The organism is uncultured Tyzzerella sp. (genome assembly GCF_963558545.1).
Taxonomy (GTDB): domain Bacteria; phylum Bacillota; class Clostridia; order Lachnospirales; family CAG-274; genus Tyzzerella.
This window is the reverse complement of sequence record NZ_CAUWHO010000006.1, coordinates 1-12712: the sequence shown is the minus strand read 5'-3', so window position 1 is coordinate 12712 and position 12712 is coordinate 1. Positions and strand designations below refer to the sequence as shown.

15 protein-coding genes are annotated in these 12712 nt (G+C 27.2%); all 15 read right to left on the bottom strand.

Annotated features, from left to right (window positions below):
* Positions 1-4: 4 nt before the first annotated feature.
* The 15 genes from R5Z65_RS00875 to plsX all read right to left on the bottom strand — a co-directional run bounded on the left by R5Z65_RS00875 (position 5) and on the right by plsX (position 12224).
* A complete protein-coding gene (locus tag R5Z65_RS00875; RefSeq protein WP_317366461.1) occupies positions 5-1222 on the bottom strand; it encodes an ABC transporter permease in 1218 nt (405 codons plus the stop codon).
* On the bottom strand, positions 1222-1929 hold the full coding sequence (locus R5Z65_RS00870; RefSeq protein WP_317366460.1) for an ABC transporter ATP-binding protein: 708 nt from the start codon (positions 1927-1929) through the stop codon (positions 1222-1224). Before R5Z65_RS00870 ends, R5Z65_RS00875 begins: the two co-directional genes overlap by 1 nt.
* 12 nt (positions 1930-1941) lie before the next feature.
* Positions 1942-3351, bottom strand: a complete 1410-nt coding sequence (locus R5Z65_RS00865; RefSeq protein ID WP_317366459.1) for an efflux RND transporter periplasmic adaptor subunit — start codon at positions 3349-3351, stop codon at positions 1942-1944.
* Between the two features lie 126 nt (positions 3352-3477).
* Positions 3478-4470 carry a Holliday junction branch migration DNA helicase RuvB gene (gene ruvB, locus R5Z65_RS00860; RefSeq protein WP_334309010.1) on the bottom strand — a complete coding sequence of 331 codons (993 nt, stop codon included), beginning with the start codon at positions 4468-4470 and terminating at the stop codon, positions 3478-3480.
* Between the two features lie 12 nt (positions 4471-4482).
* On the bottom strand, positions 4483-5079 hold the full coding sequence (gene ruvA / locus R5Z65_RS00855) for a Holliday junction branch migration protein RuvA (RefSeq protein ID WP_317366457.1): 597 nt from the start codon (positions 5077-5079) through the stop codon (positions 4483-4485).
* A 9-nt stretch (positions 5080-5088) separates the two neighbouring features.
* Positions 5089-5268, bottom strand: a complete 180-nt coding sequence (locus R5Z65_RS00850; protein ID WP_317366456.1) for a DUF4250 domain-containing protein — start codon at positions 5266-5268, stop codon at positions 5089-5091.
* A gap of 373 nt (positions 5269-5641) precedes the next feature.
* A complete protein-coding gene (locus tag R5Z65_RS00845; RefSeq protein ID WP_317366455.1) occupies positions 5642-6310 on the bottom strand; it encodes a diphthine--ammonia ligase in 669 nt (222 codons plus the stop codon).
* Positions 6307-7359, bottom strand: a complete 1053-nt coding sequence (locus tag R5Z65_RS00840; protein ID WP_317366454.1) for a histidinol-phosphate transaminase — start codon at positions 7357-7359, stop codon at positions 6307-6309. Before R5Z65_RS00840 ends, R5Z65_RS00845 begins: the two co-directional genes overlap by 4 nt.
* A gap of 1 nt (position 7360) precedes the next feature.
* Positions 7361-8308 (bottom strand): adenosylcobinamide-phosphate synthase CbiB, encoded by a 948-nt coding sequence (cbiB, locus tag R5Z65_RS00835; RefSeq protein WP_317366453.1) that lies wholly within the window; start codon positions 8306-8308, stop codon positions 7361-7363.
* Position 8309: 1 nt separating this feature from the next.
* Complete coding sequence (locus tag R5Z65_RS00830; protein ID WP_317366451.1) at positions 8310-8918, bottom strand: HAD-IB family phosphatase; 609 nt, start codon at positions 8916-8918, stop codon at positions 8310-8312.
* 11 nt (positions 8919-8929) lie between these two features.
* On the bottom strand, positions 8930-9454 hold the full coding sequence (locus R5Z65_RS00825) for a cob(I)yrinic acid a,c-diamide adenosyltransferase (RefSeq protein WP_317366450.1): 525 nt from the start codon (positions 9452-9454) through the stop codon (positions 8930-8932).
* Positions 9455-9532: 78 nt separating this feature from the next.
* Positions 9533-9997, bottom strand: coding sequence for a DUF5721 family protein (locus R5Z65_RS00820; protein WP_317366448.1), 465 nt, complete (start codon positions 9995-9997; stop codon positions 9533-9535).
* A gap of 66 nt (positions 9998-10063) precedes the next feature.
* Positions 10064-10738: a ribonuclease III gene (rnc, locus tag R5Z65_RS00815; protein ID WP_317366446.1), complete on the bottom strand. Its 675-nt coding sequence runs from the start codon at positions 10736-10738 to the stop codon at positions 10064-10066.
* Positions 10739-10887: 149 nt separating this feature from the next.
* On the bottom strand, positions 10888-11115 hold the full coding sequence (gene acpP, locus R5Z65_RS00810) for an acyl carrier protein (RefSeq protein WP_317359104.1): 228 nt from the start codon (positions 11113-11115) through the stop codon (positions 10888-10890).
* A gap of 92 nt (positions 11116-11207) precedes the next feature.
* Complete coding sequence (gene plsX, locus R5Z65_RS00805) at positions 11208-12224, bottom strand: phosphate acyltransferase PlsX (RefSeq protein ID WP_317366444.1); 1017 nt, start codon at positions 12222-12224, stop codon at positions 11208-11210.
* Between the last annotated feature and the right edge of the window lie 488 nt (positions 12225-12712).

The window sequence follows — 12712 nt, the reverse complement described above, 5'->3', positions numbered from 1 at the left end:
TCCTTTATTCATATCTAAGCGCTTCTATTGGGTCTAGCTTAGCAGCTTTACTTGCTGGATATACTCCAAATATAATACCTATAATACTAGATACTAAAGCTGCACCTATAACAACTGGTATAGAAATTTCTGGCTTTAATGTAGACCCTAAAATAGATATTACCTTACCTGCTAAAAAGCTCCCTATATAACCAAATATTATCCCTGTAATCCCTCCAAGTAATGCTACAGTTATAGCCTCTATTAAAAATTGCATTTTTATATTCCCATTAGTAGCACCTAAAGATTTTCTTATGCCTATTTCTCTTGTTCTTTCTGTAACTGTTACAAGCATTATATTCATAACTCCTATACCACCTACTAAAAGGGATATACCTGCTACAAGCCCTATAAATACTGTAACTATTTGTATAGTCCCATTCATAGAATTAATCATATCAAATGCAGAATTAACTATATATGTATCTTCTTCGTTATTATGGTTAGCAGATAATGTTTTTAATATTAAAGTTTTTGTTTCTTCAAATATACCAGTATCTTCAACCTTTAAACTAATACTTTCAATATTTTGTTGTCTATTATCTAAAAAATCCATAGCTGTTTCTATTGGGTAATATATTTCTGGTGTGTAAAATTCGCTTTCTGTTTCATAGATACCTATTACTTCCAAATCTATACTTTTTATATTACCAAAAACTGTTTCTGCTTTTATTATTTCTCCTAATGCATCTTCTCTACCAAATATTTTTTTAGCAAGCTTATTATCTATTACTGCTACTTTAGATTTACTATTTCTATCTCTTTCATCTATAAATCTACCATATTTCATTTTTAAGCCTGATAACCCTTTTGTGTCTTCATTAGAGCCATTTAAAACACAGCTTTCTAATTGTGAAGGGTCTTTTAGCTCTACAGAAACATCAGCTCCGTAACTTGGCGATGCAAAACTTATATTATGTATCTTTTTTAAATCTTCTACATCATCTAATGTAAATTTATCTTTATCCCTTATTGTTTTGTCCATTGATGTTGCAACTGATACAGAATCTACATTTATACCCGAAAAACTTTCATTCATATCATTTTGAAAGCCTCTACCAATAGCTGTTATTATTATTACAGCTGTTATACCTATAATTATACCAAGAGTAGTAAGAAAAGTTCTCATTTTGCTAGCTAGAATATTAAATATAGCCGATTTAAAATTTTCTATAATATTCATTAGCTTTCACCTACTATCTTTTGGGTTTTATTTAAATAATCCTCCAAAACTAAACCATCTTTAAAACGAATTATCCTCTTTGTATATTCTGCAACATCTGGCTCGTGGGTAACCATAACTATTGTTACACCTTCATTATTAAGCTTTTGAAAAATCTCTATAATCTCAAAAGTAGACTTAGAATCTAAGTTACCTGTTGGCTCATCTGCCAATATTATAGCTGGGTCGTTTACAAGGCTTCTAGCTATTGCTACCCTTTGTCTTTGCCCACCAGACATTTCATTAGGCTTATGGTGTTCTCTTCCCAAAAGCCCCACTATATCTAAAGAGCATAAAGCTTTTTTTCTTCTTTCTTCTCTACCAATGCCTGCATACACCATAGGGAGCTCTACGTTTTGTAATGCCGATAATTTAGGCAAAAGGTTAAAAGATTGGAATACAAACCCTATTTTCTTATTTCTAACAAATGCAAGCTTTTTGCCAGATATTTTGCTAACATCTTCCCCATCTAATATGTACTCTCCTAATGATAGTGTGTCTAAACACCCTAAAATGTTCATCATTGTAGATTTACCACAACCAGAAGACCCCATTATAGAAACAAATTCGCCTTTTTCTACTTTAAAGTTTATTCCTTTTAATGCCTCCACTTCTATCTTGCCATTTTTATATATTTTTCTTACATCTTTTACTTCTATTATGCTCATATTAGTACCTCCTTACATACTAGGCTTAGCACCTTTTTGCCCCTGTTGTACGGAACTATCCATTGGTGTAACTTTCATACCATTTTGCATATTTTCTGTTGGAGCAGATACAACCTTTTCCCCTTCAGAAAGTCCTTCCACTGATGCAACAGAATTTTTAATATTTTTAACTTTTATATTTCTTTTTTCAATAGTACCGTCTTCTTTAACTACAAATACATATTCTGAGCTAACATCATCTACCTTTTCAGACATATAAGACATAATAGGTATAACTAAAGCGTTTTCATCTACTTTTGTTGTAATAGTTAAATCTGTTGTATATCCTGCTTTTAAAGATGTATTAGCAGGCATAGATATTTCAACTTTTACAACACTTTTTTCGCTACCACCTATATTTTTTAATTCTGCTAAAGGATACACTTTTGTTATTTGCCCCTTAAATTCTTCATCTGTTGTGTCGCTTTTTATTAAAACTTCTTGCCCAATGGCAACTCCATTCATATCATATTCTGGTATGTAAGATTCTATAACAAGGTCGTTTAAGTTTCCTACCTCAGCTACAATTTTACCTTCTGTTACAGCTTCTCCGTCTGCAACATAAAGTTTTACTAAAGTACCTGTTATTGGTGATGTAGACACTGTTTCAAAATCATTTATGTCTTCTGTAAGTTGATTTACTCTAAGCTGAGCCTGTTGTACCATAACCTTTTGGCTTTCTATTTTATTTTTCATATTAGGGTCTTGATTTTTATTTTTTGCACTTTCATATTGTGCTTTGTTAGCCTCTAATTGTTTTTTAGCAGAATTTAAGCTATTTTCTACACTTATTTTTTGATTTTCAAAGTTTGTAAGAGTAGTTTGAAAATTATTAAATTCTGTTTGAGATATTGCCCCTTGAGAGTATAATATATTTGCCCCATCTAAATCAGACTTAGCTTTTTCTATATCTTTACCTAACTGTGTAATATTATTTTGTAAATCTATTATTGTTTTTTCTGATTGACTAATTTGTGCCTCCAACTGTTTTATTTGGCTTTCATCAGTTGGTATCATAAGCCCCTGTAAAGCTAAATTAGCCGATTTTAAAGAAAGTTTAGCATCTTCAAGCTGTCTTTGTAAATTTTCTAAAGCCGATTTATCATAATTTACTAAAACATCACCTGTATTTACTAAATCGCCTTCCTTTATAGGTAAATTATTTACTTTGCCTGTATTTTTTGCATAAATAGATATTTTATCTCTAAATGCAACAGTACCATCTGCATCTACCGTTATTTCCATTTTTTGGTTTTTAACATTATCTATTTGCACTGTAGGTATAGCCTCAGCATTTTTTGGCTTTTTAGAAAGTGTTACCACCCCTATACCAGCTACACCTATTACTATAACTCCTATTATTATTGCTATTTTATTTTTCATATTAATTAACCTCCTAAAGTTTTACACATTATAATACGATTATTTTTTTTAAAGTATTATAATATTAAATAAAATATTAATTTATTTTTAATATTTATTAAAATAATATAAAATAATTTGTTATAGCTAAAAATTTATTCCAAAATGTTTATAACCTATTTCTGTTATTTCTCTACCCCTTGGTGTTCTTTTTATAAAGCCTAACTGTATAAGATAAGGTTCATATACCTCTTCTATTGTATCACTTTCTTCTCCTATAGATACAGCAAGGTTATCTAACCCAACAGGGCCTCCAGAAAATTTTTCTATAATAGTTTTTAATATTTTTTGGTCAATAGGGTCAAGGCCTAGTTTATCTACATCTAAAAGATTTAATGTTTCATTTGCAACATTTTTTGTTATGTTACCATCATATCTAACTTGAGCAAAATCTCTTACCCTTTTTAATAATCTATTTGCTATTCTAGGTGTCCCACGAGAACGCCTTGCTATTTCAATTGCCCCTTCATCTTCTATATCTATCCCTAAAACGCTAGCAGAACGTTTTACTATTTGGCTTAGTTCATCTGGGTTATACATTTCCAAACGGCTTATTACACCAAATCTATCTCTTAATGGATTTGTCAAAAGTCCTATCCTTGTAGTTGCCCCTATAAGAGTAAATTTTGGCAAATCTACTCTTATACTTTTACTGCTTGGCCCTTTACCTATCATTATATCAAGAGAAAAATCTTCCATAGCAGGATATAACACTTCTTCTATTGTTCTATTAAGCCTATGTATCTCATCTATGAAAAGTATATCACCCTCATTTAAAGAATTTAATATAGCTGCCATATCCCCTGCTCTTTCTATGGCTGGCCCTGATGTTGTTTTTATACTAACTCCCATTTCGTTAGCTATAATGTTAGATAATGTTGTTTTACCAAGCCCTGGAGGGCCATATAGCAAAACGTGGTCTAAAGGTTCATTTCTCATTTTTGCAGCTTTTATATATACCTTTAAGTTTTCCTTTACTTTTTGCTGTCCTATATATGTATCTATACTCTGTGGGCGTAGCTTTGTTTCTACCTCTATATCTTCTTGCTTAAAATCTGATGTTATTATTCTATCTTTTATACTAATCATCTCCTACTTAGATAATTTTTTAAGACATAAGCTTATCATTTTATCTACTGGTATATTTTTATCTTCAATAGAGTTAATAGCTTTTAGTATTTCTTGCTTAGTAAACCCAAGTACAACTAAAGCCTCTAAAGTTTCTTTAGTTGTACTATCTTCTTCTATATCTTCTACTATTTGTGGCTCTATATTTATAGCGTCTAGTATATCCACCTTATCTTTTAGCTCTAAGGCTATTCTCTGTGCTATTTTTTTACCTATGCCTTGTCCACTAGATAAAGCCTTTATATCCGATGTTATAATAGCAGATATTATCTCTTGTGGGCTCATAACATTTAATAGAGATATTGCTCCTTTTGGGCCTACACCAGACACAGTTATAAGCCTTTCAAAAAGTTCCAATTCTTCTAATGTTAAAAATCCAAAAAGAGAAATATCATCTTCTTTTACGTTCATAAATGTATATAGCTTTACATTTTCTTTATTTTTACATAAATAACCATATAAATTTTCAGAAACATTTACTCTATAACCTATACCATTATTTTCTATTATTATTATACCGTCTTTTAATACTTCTATATTTCCCTTTATAAAACTAATCATTTTTTACACCTAAGCCTTAAATTGATTTTCGCTACATACATATTTATAGCCTATATCTTGTAATTTTTTTAATATTTCTTGTTTATTAGTATTATAATTATCACAAAAACTATCTAAGCTATCAAAATCATCTCTAAGCTTTGTATTTATAAAACTTAATAACATATATGGGTCTTTTGGTATATTCATATTTATATTCTCCTTAAAATTTTTATCATTTCTTTACTTTACTTAAAGTATATTATATAATATCCATATATTTAATAAAATATAGGGGGTGTTTTTATTAAAAATTTTATTAATAAAAATATTGATAAAATAAGCCTTTCTTTATGTATATTTAATATTATTATGTCTTGTACACAAACAAAATATGGCACTTTATATTATTACATATTTAAAAACTTTTCTGGTATATTTACTATTTGCATATTTGTTTTATGCTATTTTTTAGCTAAAAAGAAGTATAGTAAATATTCATCAATAACATTAGTAGTTTTAAAAATATTTATTGCAATAATTATAACTTCAAATTTAATATTATTATTTTTATCAATTATTTCTAGTCTAAAATAGGTAAAATAGAATAGCCATTACTTTCTATTTTATTACCAACATTAAATTTAACTTTTTCTTTAAAGATAGGGCCATCAGATACAAAAGTATGGTACTCTCCATTTTCTCCACATATATCTGCCCCTTCTTTTTCTATTTGTTCGCATATTTCTTTTGTCATAGTCATACCTAAAAATCTATCATCTAACTTTTTAGTGTTTATAACAGTAAATGTAGCTGTAAATCCACTATCTAAAAATTCATATACAAGCTTTTTTCTATCTTCTTTCCAAAGTGGAAAACAAGGTTTAATCCCTACATTATCACATCTTTGGCTACACCATTGTAAGTGTCCCTCTAAGTCTATATCTCCAAATATACAAACTTCTGCTCCTAGCTCTTTTGCCTTAGCAAGTCCTTTTTCAAAATTTTTAGTATATTCTTCCCCATTTGTTTCTATAAGCCATATAGGTATATTTAAAGATTTTGACACACTATCTAACAACCCTTTAGGCACACCGTGAAACCAAGATAAATTTCTGTCCTTATTATATGTTATAATAAAGCATAAAGGCTCAAGCCCTGCCTTTATAGCTCTATATATAGCAAGCATACTATCTTTTCCACCACTATAAGATGCTACAAACTTTTTTCCTTTTAAATTTTGTTTTATCATTTTATCCCCTTTTCTATTTGTTCTATTGCTTCTATTAGCTTTTTGTTTTGTTCCTTTTTATATATTCCTATCCTAAAATACTCGTCTGTAAGGTTAGTATAATTACCACAATTTCTTATACAAATATTGTATTTATTATATAAAATTTTATCAAATCCTTTATATCCTTTAAAAAATATATAATTAGCATTACTTCCTATTATTTTAAAATTTAAATTTTTAAGGCTCTCTATTATTTTGTTTTTTTCTACATTTATGTATGCTAAACTTTTTTCTAAATATTCTTTACAATCTTTAAGGCAATATACTCCCATTTCTTGAGAAAATATAGAAACTGCCCAGTCTGCTCCATAAAAATATAAGTTATTTATAGTTTTTAAATTAGATGTTATACAATACCCAAGCCTAAAACCTGCTAATGCAAATATTTTAGTAAATGCTTTTAGTATAATTAACTTATCATATTTATTTGTAAGCATTTTACAAGTATATTTATCATTCCCCTTTATAAAATCTATAAAACATTCATCTACAAAAACATAACCTTTGCTAATTTTTAAAATTTTTTCTATTAATGTATTTTCTATTAATTGACCTGTTGGGTTGTTTGGATTACATAAAAATATTATGTCAAATTGTTGTTTTTTAATAAATTCTAATATATCCTCTTTTAAGTTAAAATCGTTTTCTTGTAACAAAAAATGCTTATATATTTTACAATTTACAGTTTTTAAAGCTCTTTCATAATCTGCAAAAGTAGGCGCTAATATTAATGCTTTTTTAGGCTTTATATAATTAACTATTCTAAAAATTATATCCGATGCACCATTGCTACAAAATATATAATCTTCATTTATATTTTCATATTTACCAATAGCTTTCCTTAAATTAGTAGAAAAATTATCTGGATAAAAAACACTTTTATCTAAAGCATTTTTTAATATATCCAAGCTATTTTCTTTTAACCCTAAAGGATTTATATTAGCAGAAAAATCTATTATATTTTTATTTTTAAAAATTTCGTTTCCACCGTGTTCGTATTTATACATTTTACCACCATATAATTAATAAAATTATTACATAAATTATTGTAGATATATACATAAGCTTGTTAGCAAGTACTATATCTTCTATATTAGCCTTTCTAAGACTATCTCCTATTGTTTTCTTTTCTACAATTTTTCCTTTATATGTGCTTGTTCCCCCTAATTGTATACCTAAAGCTCCTGCACATACCGACTCTGTTTGAGCAGAGTTTGGGCTTAAATGATTATATCTATCTCTTATATAAATTTTTATTGCATTTTTATAGTTAAGCCTTGCTAAAAAGCTTGCTATTATCATAAAAATTGCTGAAATTCTAGCTGGTATAAAGTTTACAAAATCATCTAGCTTAGCAGAAAATCTACCAAAATATATAAATTTTTCATTTTTATAACCTATCATAGAATCTAAAGTGTTAATAGCTTTATACACCATACCTAAAGGCACACCACCAATAGCTAAAAATATTAATGGTGCTATAACACCATCTGATAAATTTTCTGATATAGTTTCCACTGTTGCCTTAACTATTTTTTCTTCTTCTAAATTTTCTGTATCTCTACCAACTATATAAGATAAATATACCCTAGCATTTTTTATATTGTTATTTTTAAGCTCTTTATATATTTTCATACTTTCTGTATAAAGACATTTAGGTGCTATTATAAAATAGCTCATTATACTTTCAAATATAATGCCTAAGTAAAAGTTTATACTATAAAAAATTTTAACTAAAAATGTACAAAATAAAAAAACTAAAACAAGTATGCTTATATTCATTATAATACCATATATAAATTGTATCTTAGCCTTTTTTATATTTAAATTATCATATATTTTTATCCCTATGTTGTTTATATAGCCTAATAATCTTATTGGGTGTAGTGGATTTTGTGGGTCTCCTAATATACAATCTATTATAAATCCTATTATTATAGCATATTTAAACACCATATTAACCTCTCATCAAATTATATAAAAATCTATATAATTCTTTATCATCATAAATAACATAGTCGGCACTATTTTTTAGGTTACAAGATATCTCTCTGCTACCTCCAAAGCCTATGCCAACATCTGCAAGTTTTATCATATCTATATCATTATCACCATCACCAACGGCAACAAATTTAAAGTTAAAATTTTTAACTACGTCTTTTTTATTAATAACTTTTGTTACACTATGTATTTTGTTATTTTTAATTATCCCTTTACAAGAAAAATATCTGTCTTCCATATTAAGCCTTTTTAAAATAGGCTTTATTATTATATCTAAATTTCCTGTTACAATATAACATTTTTCTTTATTTTCTAAAATAAATTTTTCTATATATTCGTTTAGCTCTACTTTTTCTACTATTTTATGTATTTTTTCTAAAGGTATATCCTTTAGCATATTAACTCTATTTATAAAATTACAAGAAAAGTCTTCTAGTCCATTCATAGCTTTTTCTGTTAAGATTTGTATTTCTTCATAAAGTCCTATCTCTTTAGCCACTAGTGGTAATACTTCTTCTTTTGTTATTGTAGAGTCTAAATCGAAAACAAATTTATAATCTATCATATGTCCCTCTCTTATTTTTCTATACCAACACGAGCCATAACCCCTTGCTTGTAGTAATGTTTTATCTCCTTCATTTCTGTAACTAAATCTGCCTTTTCTTTAACACTTTCTAAAGCATATCTTCCAGTTAATATAAGCTCTGCCTTTTCTGGCTTTATATCTATCAAATCTAGTATTTGCTTTTCTGTTAATATTTCCATATAAACAGCCACATTTATTTCATCAAAAATATATATATCGTATTCATCTTGTTTTAAAATTTCTATTGCTCTGTCGTATCCATTGTTTCCACAAGATATATCATAATCTTTTAATGCACCTTTTTTAGCAAAACCTTTACCTGTTCCATATTGCTCAACTGTAACATTAGGTAAAAACTGCCTTATAGCTTTTATCTCACTATATTCGTCATCTTTCATAAATTGTCCTATATATATTTTTTTACCTGCACCAGATGCTCTAAGCGTTAACCCTAACATACAAGTTGTTTTCCCTTTACCGTTTCCTGTGTAAATTTGTATATATCCTTTTTCCATAATATCCTCCTTATAAAATCTTAATTTTAATTATAATAGTTATACAAAAGGCAAGATAAATATCTTGCCTTATAATTTTTAATTTTCAATATTTATATTTATCCCATTTTTCTTAAAAAATTTTAAAATAATATCTTCCCATACTTTATCCTCTTTTTTATCTAAGGAAAATACCTTTTGGCTTGTACCTGTTGTGCCTGTTATTTTATCATTTTGATAAGTTATATTTAAAAACATAGCATTAGCATTATCACAAACACTATTAACAATATTATCGTCTAAAGAAAATACTATTTTAAAAAACTTAGGCTTTACATTACCTTTTATAATGCTTACAATATATGGTTTTAGTTCTTTCCATTTAACAAAATATCTATTTTCATCTTCTTGTAAATAATCTTTATTTATATTTCCCAAAATTTCATATTTTACAATAGTTTCTAAAGATATATTTCTAATTTCTAATTTGTCAAAAGCCTCTTCTCTTAAAAGTTTTTGCATAAAAATTTTTACTTCATCGTTTTCGATAGAAAAAACTAACATAAATTTCACCTCAAGGGTTATTATATCAAAAAAAAGTATATATAACAAGTATATATACTATAATAATTATTGTTGTTCTAATAGCTTTATAGCTTTATAAGCTGCTGCTTGCTCTGCATCTTTTTTATTTTTACCTTTGCCTATGCCTAGCTCTTTATTGTTATGCGTTACCTTTACTGTAAATACTTTGTCGTGTGCTGGACCTTCTTCGTTTATTATTTCATATTTTAAAGGCTCTATACTGTCTTTTTGTATAATTTCTTGTAAATATGTTTTACAATCGTTCATTTCAAATGTATACCTTTTTTCTTTTATAATATCTTCCATTTTAGTTAATATAAAATTTTGAGCCTCCAATATATCGTTAGAGTCTATATATATAGCACCTATAATTGCCTCAAAAGCATCTGCTAGTATAGAATCTCTTTCTCTACCACCTGTAATTTCTTCCCCTTTGCCAAGCATAATATTTTGCCCTATATTTATTTCTCTAGCCTTTTTAGCTAAAGACCCTTCACACACTATACTTGCTCTAAGCTTAGTAAGCTCTCCTTCTGATAGCTCGCCAAACCTTGTAAAAATATGCTTGCTTATAACAAGCTCTAAAACGGCATCTCCCAAAAACTCTAATCTTTCGTTATTTTCTATATTTTCTCTTCTTTCGTGGCTAAAAGATGTATGAGTTAATGCAACTTTTAATAAATTTTCATCTTTAAAATTATACCCTAAATTTATATTCATTTATCCTCCTTGTAATAAATCTTTCTTAAAAATAAATACAATATATATCTATTATTTATATTTAACAAAAATTTATTCATTTAATATTTTATAAAAAAGTGAGCTTAACCTATAATAATTAAAGGTATGGCTCACTAAAAATAATATAATTATTTTGCAGCTTCTATATAATTTACTGCATCTCCAACAGTTTTGATTTTTTCTGCATCTTCGTTTTGAAACTCAATACCAAAGCTATCTTCTAAATCAGATATAATTTGGAATAAATCTAAAGAATCTGCACCTAAATCATCAGCAAAAGTTGTTTCTAAAGTTATTTCATCTTCAGATATACTCATTTGTTCTGCAATAATTTCTTTAACTTTTTCAAATACCATATTGAATTACCTCCTTATATTTTTTAACACATATAAATATACTAGATAAAAGTAAATTTTACAAGTCTTTTTTGCATTTTTTATAAATTTTTTTACAAGTTATTATCTTCTAAAATAGCATTTTCTATTTTTGTTGCTATATCTGATTCTATAAATTTATAGCATTGATTTATAGCACTTTTTATAGCTTTAGCATTAGAGCTGCCGTGAGCTTTAACAACAAGAGATTTAAGGCCTAAAAAAGGTGCTCCTCCAACCTCTGCATAATCAAATTTCTTTTTAATATTTTTAAAAGCACCTTTAGATAAAACACCTCCAATAGAATATAAAATATTAGAAGTTATTTCTTTTTTTACTACTTGTGAAAATGTTTTAACAATACCTTCAGATAGTTTTAATATAACATTACCTACAAATCCATCACATACAACAATATCGGCTTCTCCTGCTGGTATTTCCCTACCCTCTATATTACCAACAAAATTTATATTTTTAGTTTGCTCTAAAAGTTCATAAGCCTCTTTTGTAAAAGTGTCGCCTTTTTCTTTTTCTGAACCTACATTTACAATAGCAACTTTAGGGTTATTAATTTTCATTATATTTTCCATATATATTTTACCCATTTTAGCAAAGTTAGGTAAATAAGAAGGCTTGCAGTCCATATTAGCACCAGAATCTATTAAAAATGTATATCCATTGTTAGCATTTGGTATTAACGTAGCAAGAGCTGGCCTTTCCACACCTTTTATACGCTTTATAATAACAGTTGCACCTGTAAGGAGAGCACCAGTACTACCAGCAGATACAAAAGCTTTTGCCTTTTCTTCTTTTAGTAATTTTAAGCCTACTACAATAGAAGAATCTTTCTTCTCTCTAATAGCAGATGTAGGGCTTTCCGTTGTTTCTATTACTTGTGTTGCATTTTGCACTATTAATTGTTCTTTATTATACTGGTATTTTTGCAATTCCTGATTAATAATATCCTCTTTACCAACTAATATAAGCTTTATATCTTTATTTTCATTAATAGCATCTATACTGCCTTTTATTGTTTCATAAGGTGCATTATCTCCACCCATAACATCTATGGCTATTATATTTTGTTTCATACCATCACCTAATATCCTTTTATTTTTTCACTATTAACATAAATTATACATTTTTAAATATAAATTATCAAGTAATTTAATTAATTTTTTAAATACTTTATTTATAAAATAAATGCTTATTTAATTTTCCCTTTAAAAATATAAATCATATCTTAATTGTATTTAATCAATTTTTTGAATTCTTTGTATTCAAAAACAGATATTCCTATATATTTTTATTCCCAAAAATTAATACAAACACCCGTATATAATTTTTACTCTAAAAATATTAGTCATATCTTAATTGTTTTAATCAATTTTTTGAATTCTTTGTATTCAAAAACAGATATTCCTATATATTTTTATTCCCAAAAATTAATACAAACACCCGTATATAATTTTTACTCTAAAAATATAAGTCATATCTTAATTGTTTTAATCAATTTTTTGAATCCTTTGTATTCAAAAACAGATATTCCTATATATTTTTATTCCCAAAAATTAATACA